Origin of the sequence: Kitasatospora sp. NBC_00315 (assembly GCF_041435095.1) — a bacterium.
Taxonomy (GTDB): Bacteria; Actinomycetota; Actinomycetes; order Streptomycetales; family Streptomycetaceae; genus Kitasatospora.
In genome coordinates this window covers 3,863,533-3,881,568 of the sequence record NZ_CP108025.1, presented here as the reverse complement: position 1 = coordinate 3,881,568, position 18,036 = coordinate 3,863,533, and the positions used below count along the sequence as shown (strand labels likewise).

Annotated in this window: 9 protein-coding genes; 6 read left to right on the top strand and 3 right to left on the bottom strand. The window is 69.9% G+C overall.

Translation table 11 applies throughout. From position 1 onward, the window contains the following. Window positions 1-23: 23 nt before the first annotated feature. From OG823_RS15730 to OG823_RS15720, 3 genes are all read right to left on the bottom strand, one after another. Window positions 24-857, bottom strand: coding sequence for a BTAD domain-containing putative transcriptional regulator (locus OG823_RS15730; RefSeq protein WP_371480171.1), 834 nt, complete (start codon window positions 855-857; stop codon window positions 24-26). Window positions 858-2,004: 1,147 nt separating this feature from the next. Continuing rightward, window positions 2,005-5,721, bottom strand: a complete 3,717-nt coding sequence (locus OG823_RS15725; RefSeq protein WP_371480170.1) for a multifunctional oxoglutarate decarboxylase/oxoglutarate dehydrogenase thiamine pyrophosphate-binding subunit/dihydrolipoyllysine-residue succinyltransferase subunit — start codon at window positions 5,719-5,721, stop codon at window positions 2,005-2,007. Window positions 5,722-6,108: 387 nt separating this feature from the next. Then, complete coding sequence (locus OG823_RS15720) at window positions 6,109-6,327, bottom strand: hypothetical protein (RefSeq protein WP_371480169.1); 219 nt, start codon at window positions 6,325-6,327, stop codon at window positions 6,109-6,111. A 270-nt stretch (window positions 6,328-6,597) separates the two neighbouring features. Between OG823_RS15720 and OG823_RS15715 the strand changes: the two genes are divergently transcribed. From OG823_RS15715 to OG823_RS15690, 6 genes are all read left to right on the top strand, one after another. Further along, a complete protein-coding gene (locus OG823_RS15715) occupies window positions 6,598-7,617 on the top strand; it encodes a LacI family DNA-binding transcriptional regulator (protein ID WP_371480168.1) in 1,020 nt (339 codons plus the stop codon). Window positions 7,618-8,011: 394 nt separating this feature from the next. Next, the gene (locus tag OG823_RS15710) at window positions 8,012-9,418 is read left to right on the top strand and encodes an extracellular solute-binding protein (RefSeq protein WP_371480167.1); all 1,407 of its coding nucleotides are present in this window, start codon (window positions 8,012-8,014) and stop codon (window positions 9,416-9,418) included. Between the two features lie 91 nt (window positions 9,419-9,509). Further along, the gene (locus OG823_RS15705; RefSeq protein WP_371480166.1) at window positions 9,510-10,487 is read left to right on the top strand and encodes a carbohydrate ABC transporter permease; all 978 of its coding nucleotides are present in this window, start codon (window positions 9,510-9,512) and stop codon (window positions 10,485-10,487) included. A 35-nt stretch (window positions 10,488-10,522) separates the two neighbouring features. Then, window positions 10,523-11,392: a carbohydrate ABC transporter permease gene (locus OG823_RS15700; protein ID WP_371484503.1), complete on the top strand. Its 870-nt coding sequence runs from the start codon at window positions 10,523-10,525 to the stop codon at window positions 11,390-11,392. A gap of 103 nt (window positions 11,393-11,495) precedes the next feature. Then, window positions 11,496-13,133, top strand: a complete 1,638-nt coding sequence (locus OG823_RS15695) for a glycoside hydrolase family 13 protein (protein WP_371480165.1) — start codon at window positions 11,496-11,498, stop codon at window positions 13,131-13,133. 570 nt (window positions 13,134-13,703) lie between these two features. Further along, window positions 13,704-17,981 (top strand): discoidin domain-containing protein, encoded by a 4,278-nt coding sequence (locus tag OG823_RS15690; protein WP_371480164.1) that lies wholly within the window; start codon window positions 13,704-13,706, stop codon window positions 17,979-17,981. Window positions 17,982-18,036 lie beyond the last annotated feature (55 nt).

Below are 18,036 nucleotides of genomic sequence, written 5' to 3'. Positions count from 1 at the left end.
GCCGCACCCAGGGCAGCACGCGCCTACGAGACGGCGCTGCGCTCCACCTCGAAGTTGTCCAGCAGCAGCGGACGCGGATAGCTGCTGACGTCCAGCGTGGAGCGTGAGGCGAGGATGGCACTGTGCAGCTCGCTCATCCGGGCGGAGGGCTCCAGACCGAGCTCGTCGACGAAGTTCGCCCGCAGTTGGTGGTAGGCCTCCAGGGCGCTGGCCTTGCGGCCCGAGCGGTAGAGCGCGAGCATCAGCTGGGCGTGCAGGTTCTCGTACAGCGGGAACTTGCGGGTGAGCGCGGTCAGCTCGCTGACCAGCTCGTGATGGCGGCCGAGTCGCAGGTCGGCCTCGATGCGCTGCTCCAGCGCGCCCAGGCAGCTCTCCTCCAGCCGGGAGACCTCCACGTCGAGGATCGGCCCCAGCCGGACGTCGACCAGGGCGTTGCCCTGCCACATGTCCAGGGCCCGGCGCAGTGTCCTGGACGCGGCCTCGTTCTCGCGCCGGCCCAGTTGCTGGCGGCCGAGGACGCAGAGCCGGTCGAACTCGTACAGGTCCACCGCGTCGCCGGACATCCGCAGCATGTAGCCGCCGGGGTACGTCGCGAGCTGCTGCTTGGCCGCGTGCATGTCGCCGCCGTGGGCCTCGGCCAGGAGCTTGCGGAGCAGCAGGATGTACGTCTGGAGCGTGGTGGCCGAGCTGTGCGGCGGCTCCTCGCGCCACAACTCCCGCATCAGGGTCGAGGTGCCCACCACACGGTTGGCGTGCACCACCAGGAGCGCCAGTACCTTTCGCGGCTTCGGCGCGGTCGGCACGATCGAGAACCCGTTCACCCGCACGTCGAGCGGTCCCAGAAGACGGGCTATCACTGAACCTCCAAGGCGTGATCGCAAATATCGACGAAAATTAAACGAGGCGGGTCAGCTAACGACTTGATCTCATGAAGATACTTCATCGCTCGGACCTGGATGTCAATGAAATACTTGCATCCCGCAATGTCCCGTTTGTCGCCCTGTCGCCGAAATGGATATCCGGATCGGGGTCGGCTTGTCCGGTATTTGCCACGGGGGGCCGGGCCGGCGCCGCCGATGGTGGCCGAAATGGTCCGCGTCAGCCCTGTGGCCCGGCGGTACGTGAAGCGGAGGGAGCGAGTCCTCCCATGTCGGCGCAGTGGGAGCGGCCCTGCAGGGCGCTAATTTCAGCCATTGTCGCAGCGCCAATATATGTCAAAACTTTTACCATGTGGATGAGGTTGCCATTGACAAAAAATTAGGGCTCTGCAGCGATGCGATGCCTTGATCCCTGTGCAATGATCCTCTGCCGGGGCGGCCGGACCGGCCATCCTCCGCCGAGCGGCGACGCACGATCAAAAGCGCGGACGGAGCCGGAGAATATTGCCGCCCGGATGTCCAAAATCAGCTCGTCGCGTGTGTTTCCCGGGCGTGAACTGCGGTTTTCCACCGCCGGTCGCGCCGCCTCGGGAGCGCGTCCCCGGGCCTGCCCCGGCACCGGCCGGCCACCGCACCCCCGACGGACCGCCGGGGGTGTTCGCGCTGCCTCCCGGCGTCGTGGGCGGCCCCGGGGGCCGTCGGGGGCCGTCGGGGGCCGTCGGGGGCCGGGAGTCGAGCACGCGGTCCGGGGGCCTCGGGCACGGGCGCCGGCTCGCCGGGGCATGGAGCACGCCGGTGCGGTGCGGTGGGCTCCGCTGCGACCGGGCGCAGATCGCACCGGGCGGAGCCCGGTCCGGTGGCCCGGCTGCTCGCGCCGCGCGCCGGCGCCGTACGGGCGTCGGCCCGAAGCTGTCGGGGACGGCCGGGACGGCGGGACGGCGGTGAGCGGGGCGGGGGACGGCAGGACGGCGGTGACAGCAGGAAGGCGGTACCTCCGCGCCGAGCGGAGGTACCGCCTTCCTGTCACCGGGCCTGTCCCGGAAGCGTGCCGGCGCAGATCGGCCGTCACACGCTCGGCCCGCCGGGAGTCCCTCCCGGCGGGCCGAGTCCCGCGGAGCGGGCCGCCCTACTCGGCGGTGAAGATCTCCTCCAGCAGGGCCTGCTGCTCGGCGGTGTGCCGCTTGGCGGAGCCGACGGCCGGGGCCGAGGAGGCGGGGCGGGTGACGCTGCGCAGGCGGGCCGCACCGGCGCCACGGCCGATGACGACCTTCAGGTGGTCGACCAGGTTCATCGCGATGAACGGCCAGGCGCCCTGGTTGGCGGGCTCCTCCTGGGCCCAGACGAACTGGACGTCGTCGCCGTACCTGGCGAGTTCCTCCTGGAGCTCGGCGACGGGCAGCGGGTAGAGGCGCTCGACGCGGACGATGGCGGTGTCGGTGACGCCGCGCTCGGTGCGGGCCGCGGCCACGTCGTAGTAGAACTTGCCCGCGGTGATGACGACCTTGCGCACCGCCGCCGGGTCCACGGTGGTGTCACCGATGACCGGGCGGAACGAGCCGGTGGTGAACTCGGACGTCGCCGAGGCGGCGGCCTTCAGTCGCAGCATCGACTTCGGGGTGAAGACGATCAGCGGCTTGTGGTGCGGGTTGTGGACCTGCCAGCGCAGCAGGTGGAAGTAGTTCGAGGGCAGGGTCGGCATGGCGACCGTCATGTTGTTCTGGGCGCACAGCTGGAGGAAGCGCTCGGGGCGGGCGGAGGAGTGGTCCGGTCCCTGGCCCTCGTAGCCGTGCGGCAGGAGCAGGGTGACACCGGAGTGCTGGCCCCACTTCTGCTCGGCGGAGGCGATGTACTCGTCGACGACGGTCTGCGCGCCGTTGACGAAGTCGCCGAACTGCGCCTCCCACATGACCAGGGCGTTGGGGCGGGTCAGCGAGTAGCCGTACTCGAAGCCCATCGCCGCGTACTCCGACAGGAAGCTGTCGTAGACGGTGTAGCGGGCCTGGTCCTCGGTCAGGTAGAGCAGCGGGGTGTAGTCCTCGCCGGTGACCCGGTCGATCAGGGCGGCGTGGCGCTGGCCGAAGGTGCCGCGGCGGCTGTCCTGTCCGGCGAGGCGGACGGGGTGGCCCTCCATCAGCAGCGAGCCGATGGCGAGGGTCTCGCCCATCGCCCAGTCGATGGTGTTGTCCTCGACCGAGGTGGCGCGGCGCTGCAGCTGCGGCAGCAGGCGCGGGTGGACGGTCAGCCACTCGGGGAAGTTGACCTGGGAGGCGGCGATCCGCTTGACGGTCTCCTGGGAGATCCCGGTCCGCACGGAGACCGGGAAGTCGGCCTCCGGCTTGTCGCCGGTCGTCGCCGCGGGTGCCTGGGAGGCGTCGCGGACCTCGGAGAAGACCTTCTCCAGCTGGCCCTGGAAGTCCTGCAGGGCCTGTTCGGCCTCTTCCATGGTGATGTCGCCGCGGCCGATCAGGCCCTCGGTGTAGAGCTTGCGCACCGAGCGCTTGGCGTCGATCAGGTCGTACATCAGGGGCTGGGTGAAGGAGGGGTTGTCGGCCTCGTTGTGACCGCGGCGGCGGTAGCAGATGAGGTCGATCACGACGTCCTTGTGGAACTCCTGGCGGAACTCGAAGGCCAGGCGCGCGACGCGGACCACGGCCTCCGGGTCGTCGCCGTTGACGTGGAAGATCGGCGCCTCGATCATCCGGGCCACGTCGGTGCAGTACATCGAGGAGCGGGAGGCGGCCGGGGCGGCGGTGAAGCCGACCTGGTTGTTGACCACGACGTGCACGGTGCCGCCGGTGCGGTAGCCGCGCAGCTGCGACATGTTCAGCGTCTCCGCGACCACGCCCTGGCCCGCGAACGCCGCGTCACCGTGGACCTGCACGGCCAGCACCGGGAAGGTCGTGCCGCCCTGGTCCATGACGTCCTGCTTGGCCCGGGCCATGCCCTCGACGACCGGGTCGACCGTCTCCAGGTGCGAGGGGTTCGCGGCGAGCGACACCTTGATGGTCCCGCCGCCCTGGGCGGTGAAGGTGCCGTCCGAACCGAGGTGGTACTTGACGTCGCCGGAGCCGTGCATCGACTTCGGGTCGAGGTTGCCCTCGAACTCACCGAAGATCTTGCCGTACGGCTTGCCGACGATGTTCGCCAGCACGTTGAGCCGGCCGCGGTGGGCCATGCCGATGACCGTCTCGTCGAGACGGTCCTCGGCGGCCGAGTTGATGACGGTGTCGAGCAGCGGGATCAGGGACTCGCCGCCCTCCAGCGAGAACCGGCGCTGGCCGACGTACTTGGTCTGCAGGAAGGTCTCGAACGCCTCGGCGGAGTTCAGCCGGCGCAGGATCCGCAGCTGCTCCTCGCGCTCGGGCTTGGTGTACGGCTTCTCCAGACGCTCCTGCAGCCACTTGCGCTGCTTCGGGTCCTGGATGTGCATGTACTCGATGCCGACCGTGCGGCAGTAGGTGTTGCGCAGCAGGCCGAGGATGTCGCGGAGCTTCATCATCTTCTGGCCGCCGAAGCCGCCGACGGCGAACTCGCGCTCCAGGTCCCACAGGGTGAGGCCGTGCTCGACGACGTCGAGGTCGGGGTGCTTGCGCTGCTTGTACTCCAGCGGGTCGGTGTCGGCCATGAGGTGGCCGCGGACCCGGTAGGAGTGGATGAGCTCGATGACGCGGGCGGTCTTGTTGACCTCGTCGTCGTGGGTGGCGGCGACGTCGGTGGCCCAGCGGACCGGCTCGTAGGGGATGCGCAGCGACTCGAAGATCTCGTCGTAGAAGCCGTGCTCGCCCAGCAGGAGCTGGTGGATGGTGCGCAGGAACTCGCCGGAGGCGGCGCCCTGGATGACGCGGTGGTCGTAGGTCGAGGTGAGCGTCATGATCTTGGAGATGCCCAGCTTGGCCAGGGTGTCCGGGGAGGAGCCCTGGAACTCGGCGGGGTACTCCATGGCGCCGACGCCGACGATGGTGCCCTGGTTCTGCATCAGGCGGGGCACGGAGTGGACGGTGCCGATGCCGCCGGGGTTGGTGAGGGAGACCGTGACGCCGGTGAAGTCGTCCATGGTCAGCTTGTTGGCGCGGGCCCGGCGCACGATGTCCTCGTAGGCCTGCCAGAAGCCGAAGAAGTCGAGGGTGTCGGCCTTCTTGATGGCGGCGACGACGAGCTGGCGGTCACCGTTGGGCTTGACCAGGTCGATGGCCAGGCCCAGGTTGACGTGCTCGGGCTTGACCAGGAACGGCTTGCCGTCCTTGATCTGGTAGCTGTGGTTCATCCCCGGGCTGGCCTTGACGGCCTGCACCAGCGCGTAGCCGATCAGGTGCGTGAAGGAGACCTTGCCGCCGCGGGCGCGCTGCAGGTGGTTGTTGATGACGATGCGGTTGTCGATCAACAGCTTCGCGGGCACCGCCCGCACCGACGTCGCCGTCGGCACCTCCAGCGAGGCGTCCATGTTCGTCGCCACGGCCTTCGCCGCGCCGCGCAGCGGCACGAACTCGGGGCCCTGGGCGACTGGAGCAGTGGCAGGAGCAGGCACTGTCGCGACGGCCGGGACGGCGGCGGGCGCGGCGGCGACGGCCGACGTGGGGGCCGACAGGGCGGCCGTGGCCCCGGGAGCTGCTTCTACCGTGTTGCTGGACATGCTGGAGGTCACCTCAGGAGCGGGCTGGTAGGTGGCGAAAAAGCCTCGCCAGACTCTGTCGACAGAGTCCGGATTGTGAAGGTACTGCTGGTGGATCTCGTTGACCAGCCACTCATGGGGGCCGAAGCGGGATGCCGGTGCGCCCTCGGACCGGGGCCGCTCGCCGGCGGGGCCGGGGGAGCTGTCGGGTGCATAAGGGGACTCTGACGACACGGCGGTAACCGCCCTCTTCCGCTTCCTTAAGGGATGGGAGATCTGATGGGCAGGCTACTCCTTCGGGATAAACCTGCGCAGTCAGATGACCTTGAACCGGCACCACCCCCTGATCGGGTCAGGGGATTTGGCCGAAACTGCTCCCCGGGCGGTGCTCGCGGGCACTCGGCGGGGCGATTTCGCTCGTGCACGAACCGGCGTGCCGGGCGGCGCCCCGGCCGAGGTGACGGGCCGTCACCAGGGGCGATGACAGGCCCGCGACCCGGGACGATGTCCACGCGCCGCCGGGCCGGGGCCCGTTCGCGGGGTCGGCGGACCGGGCCGGATCGGGTCGCCGGGCGGTGCGGGGCGGACCGGTGGGCCGCCCCGCACCTGTGCGTCTGGTCACTATTCGACGGCCTGGTACTCGCCGCCCTCGACGCGGACGAGCTGCTTCTCACGGCAGAGCAGCTGGAGGTCGCGGCGCACGGTACGCGGGTCGGGGCGCGGCTGGTAGGTCTCGCGGGCGCGCCGCCAGTCCCAGGAGCCGCCGTCGCGCCGCATCGTCGCCAGGAGTCGCTGCCTGCGCTCGGTCGCGGAGCCGGGTGGGGTCTGCTCGTTGTTCATGCCCTCATCTTCTCGCGAGTGGGCCCGGCCCCCTTTCGCGACCCGGCCGTCCCTGCTCGGCCGCCACCCGCTCGCCCCTGCTCGGGCGCCACCCGCTCGCCCCTGCCCGGCCGCCACCCGCCGCTGTCGCGCCGGCGCCCCCTCCCGCGCCCGCGCCGGGTGTGACGGCGCCCGCTCGCGGCGTCGTGATGACACTTCATGACACGTGTCTGGAAAAAACAAGCAGAGTGACGAAAATACTGCCGATCTTTCTGCCCTAGGATCGCGTCCATGACGCGACGACTTGCGGCGGTGGCTAAGAAGGTCGGTATGAGCGAGGCAACGGTCAGCCGGGTGCTCAACGACCGGCCCGGCGTCTCGGAGAGCACCCGGGTGGCGGTGCTGACCGCCCTGGACGTCCTCGGCTACGAACGGCCGACGCAGCTGCGCGGGCAGCGCTCGCGCCTGGTCGGCCTGGTACTGCCGGAGCTGCAGAACCCGATCTTCCCGGCCTTCGCCGAGAGCGTCGGGGCGGCGCTCGCCCAGAACGGGTTCACGCCGGTGCTCTGCACGCAGACCGCCGGCGGGGTCTCCGAACCGGAGTACGTCGGCCTGCTGCTGCAGCAGCAGGTCTCGGGGGTCGTCTTCTTCGGCGGCCTCTACGCCCAGGACGACGCCCCGCACGGGCACTACGCCCGGTTGTTCGAGCGCGGAGTACCGACCGTGCTGCTGAACGCGGGCACCGGCGCCCTCGACTTCCCCCGGGTCTCCTGCGACGACGCGGTGGCCGTGGAGCAGGCCTTCGGGCACCTGCGCCAGCTCGGTCACGAGCGGATCGGTCTGATCCTGGGGCCGCAGGACCACGTCCCGTCCAACCGGAAGCTGGCCGCCGCCCGCGCGCACGCGGCGCGCGCCGGCCTGGCGCCGGTCCAGGTGTTCGTCGAGCGGGCGCTGTTCTCGCTGGAGGGCGGCCAGGCGGCCGCCGGACGCCTGCTGCGGCACGGCGTGACCGGGATCGTCTGCGCCAGTGACCCCCTGGCGCTCGGTGCGATCCGGGCGGCCCGCCGGCGCCTGCTGTCCGTACCGGAGGACCTCTCGGTGATCGGGTACGACGACTCGTCGTTCATGACCTGCACGGATCCGCCGCTGACCACGATCCGCCAGCCGATCGAGGCGATGGCCAAGGCCGCCGTGGACCTGCTGGTCAGCGAGATCGCGGGGGCCCGGGTCGACCACGACGAGGTGTCCTTCGAGCCGGATCTCGTGGTGCGTGCCTCCAGCGGCCCGGCACGGGTGACGCCCCGGGGGTGAGGGCGCGCCGGGGGCGGCCGGGAGGGTTCCGAGGAGGGTGCGGGCTTCGGCCCGCACCCTCCTGTCATGTCCCGGGCCCGGCCGTTGCGGTCGGACGGTTCGCAAAGTCACGACTAAGTATCGTGTTTTTGCGAAATCCTGTAGACATCTTGTGGTCATCTGTCGGGGAGTGGTTAAGTGAGCGGCGCCGCCAGGGGGTACCCCGCCGGAGGCCCTCCGAGGGCCCACGACGGACGCCGCCGGGCACCAGAGCCGCAACCGAAGAGTGCACCTCCTCAACCGCACCTCCCCGCCCCGTCCCCCCGACGGGGCGGCCCCCACCGGAACACATGGGCTCTCCTGCGCCCCGAGCGCCAACCGTGCCCACCGTGCTTGTAGAAGGGTCCACCCGCACATGAAGACAAACGGGCTTCTCCACAGATCCGCCGTCGCGGTCGTCGTCGCCGGTCTGGCCCTCTCGGCCGCCGCGTGCGGCAGCTCCGGCGACGGCAAGTCGTCCGGCGACTCCGGCGGCAAGGCGAGCGACGCCGCCGCGCCGCTGGACCCGGCCACCAAGGTCACCATCACCGCCGACTGCCAGCCGCCGACCACCAAGCCGGCCGAGCGCAAGCAGTGGGCCGACGACATCGCGGCGTTCAACAAGATCTACCCGAACGTCACGATCAAGGCCACCGACGGCCAGCCGTGCGAGGAGCCCGCGAAGTTCACCGCGCAGCTCGCGGGCAAGACCCAGCCCGACCTCTTCTACGCGTACTTCACCGACACCAGCCAGATCCTCGACGCCGGTGCGGCCGAGGACATCTCGGCCTACGTCAACGACAAGACCGTCCCGGCGCTCAAGGACATCGACCCGTCGGTGCTCGGCACCCTCAAGGACAGTGACGGCAAGCTCTACGGCCTGCCGGTCACCAACTACAAGATGGGTCTGATCTACAACCGCAAGCTCTTCACCCAGGCCGGCCTGGACCCGGAGAAGCCCCCGACGACCTGGGCCGAGATCCGCGAGGACGCGAAGAAGATCGCCGCGCTCGGCAACGGCGTCAACGGCTACGGCGACTACAGCGCCACCAACCAGGGCGGCTGGCACTTCACCTCCGAGCTGTACGGGCTCGGCGGGAAGATGCTCTCCGACGACGGCAAGAAGGTCGCGTTCAACAGCCCCGAGGGCAAGCAGGTCCTGCAGAACCTGTACGACATGCGCTGGACCGACAACACCATGGGCGCCACCCAGGGCCTGAAGTGGCCGGACCTCATGACGCAGACCTCGACCGACAAGCTCGGCATGTACGTCGGCGCGCCGGACGACATCACCTACATGGTGCAGACCCTCAAGGGCAACTACGAGGACTACGGCATGGGCCCGATGCCCGGTGGCAAGTCCGCCCTGCTCGGCGGTGACGGCCGCTACTTCAAGAAGGGCTCCACCCCGGACCAGATCAAGGCGGGCATCGCCTGGGTCAACTTCAAGTACCTCACCATGGGCAAGGGCCAGTTCGACTACGCCCGCAACAAGACGGACGGCCTGCCGGTCGGCATCCCGCAGCCGAGCTTCTTCGGCGGCGCCTCCCTGGAGGCCGACAACACCGCGAAGGCCGCCAGCGCGACCGTCCCGGTGAAGAACTACGCGCCGTACGTCGCGACCCAGGTGCCCGGCAAGACCGAGCCGGCCAACGCCCAGCAGCTCTACAAGGTGCTGGACGCCGCGGTCTCCGCCGTGCTGACGGACAAGAACGCGGACATCACCAAGCTGCTCAACGACGCCGAGAGCCAGGCCAACCAGGTCCTGTCGAGCCTCCAGTAGCAGCGGACGGGGGCCGGCCCACCGGCCGGCCCCCGTACCCCTGGCAACCGTCCACCGACCAGCCAGCTCAGCCAGCACACCAGGAGAACCGATGGCCGGGACCATCTCCCCCTACAAGACCAACCGCCGGTCCGCGCAAGCGGGCCGCGGCCCCGCCGGGAGCCGGGGCGGCTCCGAGGGCCGGGAGCGTTCGGGGTTCGGCCTCAAGCTCCGCCGGAACATCTCGGCCCACGGCTTCCTCTTCGGCGCGCTGCTGTGCTTCGGCTTCTTCACCTGGTACCCGATGGTCCGCGAAGTCATCATGAGCTTCCAGAAGACCAAGCGGGGCAAGACCACCTGGGTCGGTTTCGACAACCTGGACCGGATCTTCCACGATCCGGACTTCTGGCACGCCTGGCGCAACACCTTCCTGTTCACCGCGCTCGCCCTGGTGCTCGGCTTCGCGGTGCCGTTCTTCGTGGCGGTGCTGCTGAACGAGCTGCGGCACGCCAAGGCGTACCTGCGGATCCTGGTGTACATCCCGGTGATGATGCCGCCGGTCGCGGCGGTGCTGCTGTTCAAGTACTTCTACAACCCGGACTACGGGCTCTTCAACCGCATCCTGGAGACCCTGCACCTGCCCACCTCGGCCTGGCTCAACTCGCCCAGCACCGCGATGATCTCGGTGGTGATCGCGGCGACCTGGATGAACATGGGCGGCGCCACCCTGATCTACCTCGCGGCCCTGCAGGGCATTCCCGGAGAGCTGTACGAGGCGGCCGACCTGGACGGCGCCGGCCTGTTCCGCAAGATCTGGCACGTCACCATCCCGCAGACCAGGCTGATCCTCTCGCTGCTGCTGCTGCTCCAGATCGTCGCGACCATGCAGGTCTTCGTCGAGCCGTTCCTGCTGACCGGTGGCAACGGCCCGCAGAACTCGACCATGTCCGTCGTGTACCTGGTCTACGAGTACGCGTTCGACCTGGGCGGCAACAACTACGGCGTCGCCTCGGCCCTCGGCCTGGTCATGCTCGTGGTGCTCTCCGGATTCTCCGCCCTGTACGCGCGGCTGAGCCGCACCAACGACTAGGAAGGGAGTCGACCGTGGCAGCGAAGGAAACCCAGATGCGGACGATCGTCCCGCAGACCCAACTCAACCGGCCGCTCGGGAAGGCCGTCTACTGGACGGTCCTGACCGTCGTGGTGGTCGTCTTCACCCTGGTCTTCATCGGCCCGCTGTACTGGCTGTTCACCGGTGGTCTGAAGTCCACCCAGGAAGTGATCCAGAGCCCGCCGACGCTCTTCCCGTCGAAGATCCACTGGGACACCTACAGCACCGCCTGGCACCAGCTCAAGATGGGCCGCCTGCTCTTCAACACCGTCTACTACGCGCTCGGCGCGCTCGCCTTCCAGCTGGTCTTCGACGTGGCCGCGGCCTACTCGCTGTCCAAGCTGCGGCCGGTGCTCGGCAACGTCATCCTCGGCATGATGCTGGCGACGCTGATGATCCCCTCGGCCGTCCTGATCGTGCCGCAGTACCTGACCGTGCTCGACCTGCCGCTGGTTCACGTGAACCTGATCGGCACCCCCTGGGCGATCTGGCTGCCCACCGTGGCCAACGCCTTCAACATCTTCCTGCTGAAGCGGTTCTTCGACTCCATTCCGCAGGATCTGCTGGCCGCCGCCGCCATCGACGGCGCCTCCCCGCTGCGGACGCTGCGCTCGATCGTGCTGCCGATGTCGAAGCCGATCCTCGGCGTCGTGTCGATCTTCGCGGTGGTCAACGTCTGGAAGGACTTCCTCTGGCCGATGCTGGTCGAGCCGAACCCGGCCGACCAGACGCTCAACATCGGCATCAGGTCGCTGGCCACCGGCCTGCCGCAGAACGTGATCATCGCGGCGCTGGCCATCGCCTCGGCGCCCACGATCCTGGTCTTCCTGTTCTTCCAGCGCAGCATCATGTCCGGCTTGACCTCCGGCGGCCTCAAGGGCTGACCGGCTCCAGGACCCGCCACCGGCCGGCCTCCGCCGGGCACCGCGGCCGACGGGTCCACCGCACCACGCCCTTCTCCGCTTCCGGTCGAAAGGACCCCCCACCGTGGGACAGAACTCCAGGCTCCAGCCCGAGCAGTCGGACTGGTGGCGCGACGCGGCGATCTACCAGGTCTATCCGCGCAGCTTCGCCGACGGCAACGGCGACGGCACGGGGGATCTGGCCGGGGTCCGCGCCCGCCTCCCTTACCTCGCCGAGCTCGGTGTCGACGCCATCTGGTTCAACCCCTGGTACCCGTCCCCGATGGCCGACGGCGGGTACGACGTCGCCGACTACCGGAACGTGGACCCGCTGTTCGGCACCCTGGACGAGGCCGAGAAGCTGATCGGCGAGGCCCTGGCCCTCGGCATCCGGACCGTCGTCGACATCGTCCCCAATCACGTCTCCTCCGAGCACCCGTGGTTCAAGGAGGCGATGGCGGCCGCTCCCGGCAGCCCGGAGCGGGAGCTGTTCCACTTCCGTCCCGGCCGCGGGCCGTCCGGCGAACTGCCCCCCAACGACTGGGTGTCCGAGTTCGGCGGCTGCCCGTGGACCCGCACCACCAACCCGGACGGTACCCCGGGCGACTGGTACCTGCACCTGTTCGCCGTCCAGCAGCCGGACCTCAACTGGGCGCACCCGCAGGTTCGGTACGAGCACGAGTCGATCCTGCGGTTCTGGTTCGACCGCGGCGCGGCCGGCGTACGCATCGACTCCGCGGCGCTGCTCGCCAAGGACCCCGCGCTGCCGGACTTCACCAAGGACGTCGACCCGCACCCGTACGCCGACCTCGAGGAACTGCACGACATCTACCGCTCCTGGCGGGCGATCGCCGACTCCTACGCCGGCACCCGGATCCTGATCGGCGAGGTCTGGCTGCCGGACGCCGAGCGGTTCGCCCGCTACCTGCGCCCGGACGAACTGCACACCGCCTTCAACTTCGACTTCCTGGCGCGCCCCTGGGACGCGAACGGGCTGCGCGAGTCGATCGACTCCACGCTCTCCCTGCACGCCCCCGTCGGCGCGCCGGCCACCTGGGTGCTCTGCAACCACGACGTCACCAGGACCGTCACCCGCTACGGCCGCCGCGACACCCGGTTCGACTTCGCCACCAAGGCCTTCGGCATCCCGACCGATCCGGCCCTCGGCCTGCGCCGGGCCCGCGCCGCCGCGCTGCTCTCGCTGGCACTGCCCGGCGCGGTCTACCTCTACCAGGGCGAGGAGCTGGGCCTGCCCGAGGTGGAGGACCTGCCGGTCGAGCGGCTCCAGGACCCGATGCACCTGCGCTCCGGCGGCACCGACCCGGGGCGGGACGGCTGCCGCGTCCCGCTGCCGTGGTCGGGCGCCCTGCCGCCGTACGGCTTCTCGCCCGAGGGTGTCCAGCCGTGGCTCCCGCAGCCCGCCGACTGGGCGCCGCTGACGGTCGAGGCGCAGGTCGCCGACCCGGCCTCGATGCTCTCCCTGTACCGCACCGCCCTGCGGATCCGCCGGGAGGCCCCCGGCCTTCGCGGCGACAAGTTCGAGTGGCTGGCCGGCGACGCCGACGTGCTGGCCTTCCGCCGGGGCGCCGACCTCAGCTGCGTGGTCAACCTCGCCCCGGAGCCGGTCGCGCTGCCCGCGCACACCGCCGTCCTGCTCGCCAGCGGCCCGGTCGAGGACGGCATGCTGCCCTCCGACACCGCCGTCTGGCTCCAGCTGAACTGATGGTCCGCCACCCCAGGCACGGTGGGCGCCGGCCCGCCTGACAGCCCCGCCGCCCACCGTGGGCCGCGCCGTCCTTGAGGGGGGACGGCGCGGCCGCCAGAGCGCACCCCCTCGACCCGAGAGCCGCCGTACCGAGCGCACCGCCGCACCGATGCCTCCCCGCACCGCCCGCCGCGCCACCGCCCGTCCGCACCGCCGCGCCACCGCACCGCCGCACTGCTGCCGTCCCCGCACTGCCGCGCCACTGCCCGTCCGCACCGCCGCGCCACCGCACCGCCGCACTGCTGCCGTCCCCGCACTGCCGCGCCACCGCACCGCCGCGCCACCGCACCTTCCCCTGAGCTCGTCGGCCCCTCCCCAGGAGGCTCCAGATGATGTCAGCTCGTTCACCGCCCCCGAGCACTTCCCTCGCCGCCGGACACCCGGGCATCCCCGTGCCCGGAGCACCCCGCGGCACTCACGGATCGGCACCCGGGCAGGCCGCTTCCCACGGTCCGCCCGCCCCCACCCTGTCATCCTGACGAGATCCAGAGGACTCCAGTGAGATCGACAGCTCCAATCCCCCGGCTGATGGCCGCGCTGGCCTCGGCCAGCCTGCTGATCGTGGCCGGCCCGCTCATTCCCGCGCACGCCGCGGGTGGTCCCAACCTCGCGGCCGGCAAGGCGTCCAGCGCCAGCAGCGCCACCGACGGCCGGGCCTCCGGCTTCGTCAACGACGGCGACCAGAGCACCTACTGGGAGAGCACCAACAACGCCCTCCCGCAGTGGGTCCAGGTGGACCTGGGCAGCAGCACCAGCATCGACGAGCTCGTGCTCAAGCTCCCGGTCGGCTGGGGCGCCCGCACCGAGACGCTCGCCGTCCAGGGCAGCGCCGACGGCACCAGCTTCGCCACCATCACCAGCTCGGCGACCTACTCGTTCGACCCCGGGTCGAGCAACACCGTGAAGATCGGCTTCCCGGCGACCAGCGCCCGGTTCGTCCGCCTCGCCATCTCGGCGAACACCGGCTGGCCCGCCGCGCAGATCGCCGAGCTGGAGGTGCACGGCACCACCAACACCAGCGCCAACCTGGCGCTCGGCCGCACCCTCACGGCGAGCAGCACCTCGGACGTCTACGCCGCGGGCAACGCCAACGACGGCAACCAGGCCAGCTACTGGGAGAGCGCCAACAACGCGCTCCCGCAGTGGATCCAGGCCGACCTCGGCTCCGCCGTACCGGTCAACAAGGTGGTCCTGAAGCTGCCGACCGGCTGGGAGAAGCGCACCCAGACCCTGACGGTGCAGACCAGCACCGACGGCAGCAACTTCGCCGACTCGGTGGCCTCCGCCGGGTACGTCTTCGACCCGGCGGCCGGCAACACGGTGACGGTGGGCCTCGGCACCACCACCGCCCGGTACGTCCGGCTGAAGATCACCGCGAACACCGCCTGGGCGGCCGGCCAGATCTCCGAGTTCGAGGTGTACGGCCCGGCGACGGGTGACACCCAGGCGCCCTCCGCGCCCTCGAACCTGGCCTACACCCATCCGTCGGCCGGGCAGATCAAGCTGACCTGGAACGCGGCGACCGACAACACCGGCGTGAGCGGCTACGACGTCTACGCGAACGGCTCGCTGGTCAGCACCGTCGCCGGCAACGTGCTGACCTACACGGACAGCCAGGCCGACAGCGCCACCGTCTCGTACTACGTCAAGGCCAAGGACGCGGCCGGCAACCAGTCCGGCGCCAGCAACACGGTCACCCGTACCGGTGCCACCGGGGACACCCAGGCGCCGTCCGCGCCCGCGACCCTGGCCTTCACCCAGCCGGCCTCCGGGCAGATCAAGCTGACCTGGGGCGCCTCCGCCGACAACACCGGCGTGAGCGGCTACGACGTGTACGCCAACGGCGCCCTGCGGGCCAGTGTGGCCGGCAACGTGCTGACCTACACGGACAGCCAGGCCGACACCGCCACCGTCTCGTACTACGTCAAGGCCAAGGACGCGGCCGGCAACCAGTCGGACGCGAGCAACACCGTGATCCGCACCGGCACCACGGGCGGCGGCGGTACCGGGACGGGCACCAACCTGGCCGGCGGCAAGCCGATCTCGGCCAACTCCAGCGTCTTCACCTTCGTCGCGGCGAACGCCAACGACAACGACGCGACCACCTACTGGGAGGGCGCGGGCGGCAGCTACCCGAACACCCTGACCACCCAGCTGGGCTCGAACGCCAACGTCAACTCGGTGGTGCTCAAGCTCAACCCGTCCTCGGCCTGGTCCACCCGCACCCAGACCATCGAGGTGCTGGGCCGCGAGCAGAGCGCGACCGGCTTCACCAGCCTGGTGGGCGCCAAGCAGTACACCTTCGACCCGGCCTCCGGGAACACGGTGACCATCCCGCTGACGGCGACCGCGGCCGACGTCCAGCTGAAGATCACCACCAACACCGGCTCGGGCGCGGGCCAGATCGCCGAGTTCCAGGTGATCGGCACCCCGGCGCCGAACCCGGATCTCACGGTCACCGCCACCTCGGCCTCGCCGGCCTCCCCGGTGGAGACCGACCCGGTGACGCTCTCCGCCACGGTGAAGAACGCGGGCACCGCGGCCTCGGGCGCGACCAGCGTCAACCTGTACCTCGGCGGCACCAAGGTCGGCACCGCCACGGTCGGCGCGCTGGCCGCGGGTGCCTCCACCACCGTCACGGTCCCGGCCGGCCTGCAGAACGCGGGCAGCTACCAGGTGATCGCGAAGGTCGACGAGGCCAACGCCGTCATCGAGCAGGACGAGACCAACAACACCTACACCAACCCGACCGCGCTGGTGGTCGCCCAGGTCGCCAGCTCGGACCTGATCGCGGCGCCGGTCAGCTGGACCCCGGGCAACCCGGCGGCCGGCAACAACGTCACCTTCTCGGCGGCGATCAAGAACCAGGGCACCGTCGCGTCGGCGGGCGGCGCGCACAGCGTCACCCTGACCGTCTCGGACGCCACCACCGGCGCCGTCGTCAAGACGCTGACCGGCTCCTACACCGGCGCCATCGCGCCCGGCGCGACCGCCTCCCCGGTCACCCTGGGCAGCTGGACCGCGGTGGACGGCAAGTACACCGTGAAGACGGTGATCGCCAACGACACCAACGAGCTCCCGGTCAAGCAGGCGAACAACACCAGCAGCCAGGCCCTGTACGTCGGACGCGGCGCCAACATGCCGTACGACACGTACGAGGCCGAGGACGGCGTCCTCGGCGGCGGCGCGGCCGTGGTCGGCCCGAACCGCACCGTCGGCGACCTGGCGGGCGAGGCCTCCGGCCGCAAGGCCGTCACCCTGAACTCCACCGGCAGCTCGGTCGAGTTCACCACCAAGGCCAGCACCAACACGCTGGTCACCCGCTTCTCCATCCCGGACGCGGCGGGCGGCGACGGCATCAACTCGACGCTGGACGTCTACGTCAACGGCACCTTCCTCAAGGCGATCAACCTCACCTCCAAGTACTCCTGGCTCTACGGGAGCGAGACCGGCCCCGGCAACGCGCCCAGCGCGGGCGGTCCCCGGCACATCTACGACGAGGCGAACGTCCTGCTCGGGACGACCGTCCCGGCCGGCAGCAAGATCAAGCTGCAGAAGGACGCCACCAACGGCACCAACTACGCGATCGACTTCGTGAGCCTGGAGCAGGCCACCCAGATCGCCAACCCGGACCCGGCCAAGTACGTGGTGCCGACCGGCTTCGCCCAGGGCGACGTGCAGGCCGCGCTGGACAAGGTCCGGATGGACACCACCGGCACCCTGGTGGGTGTCTACCTGCCGGCCGGTGACTACCAGACCGCGAACAAGTTCCAGGTCTACGGCAAGGCCGTCAAGGTGATCGGTGCCGGGCCCTGGTTCACCCGGTTCTTCGCCCCGACCGACCAGTCCAACACGGACGTCGGCTGGCGCGCCCAGGCCGACGCCAACGGCTCCACGTTCTCCGGCTTCGCCTACTTCGGGAACTACACCTCCCGGATCGACGGCCCCGGCAAGGTGTTCGACTTCGCGAATGTCTCCGGCATCACGATCGACAACATCTGGACCGAGCACATGATCTGCATGTACTGGGGCGCCAACACGGACTCCATGGTGATCAAGAACTCGCGGATCCGTGACACCTTCGCCGACGGCATCAACATGACCAACGGCAGCACGGACAACCTGGTCAGCAACAACGAGGCCCGGGCGACCGGCGACGACAGCTTCGCGCTCTTCTCCGCCATCGACGCCGGCGGCGCGGACGAGAAGAACAACGTCTTCGAGAACCTGAGCACCATCCTGACCTGGCGTGCGGCCGGCGTCGCCGTCTACGGCGGCTACGGCAACACCTTCCGCAACATCTACATCGCGGACACCCTGGTCTACTCGGGCGTCACCATCAGCTCGCTGGACTTCGGCTACGCGATGAACGGGTTCGGCACCGTCCCGACCAACCTGCAGAACATCTCCATCGTGCGGGCCGGCGGCCACTTCTGGGGCTCCCAGGTCTTCGGTGGCATCTGGGTCTTCTCGGCCTCGAAGGTGTTCCAGGGCATCCGGGTGAGCGACGTGGACATCGTCGACCCGACGTACAACGGCATCATGTTCCAGACCAACTACTCGGCTGGTCAGCCGCAGAACCCGATCACCGACACCGTCTTCACCAACGTCACGATCTCCGGGGCGCAGAAGAGCGGCGACGCGTTCGACGCCAAGTCCGGCATCGGCCTCTGGGCCAACGAGATGCCGGAGTCGGGCCAGGGCCCGGCGGTCGGCTCGGTGACCTTCAACAACCTGAAGTTCAGCAACAACTACCAGAACATCCGCAACACCACGTCGACGTTCACCATCAACGTCAACCCGTAGTGCCCGTGGAGCAGTAGCACGGTCCGGTGCCGCCGGGAGGTCCACACCTCCCGGC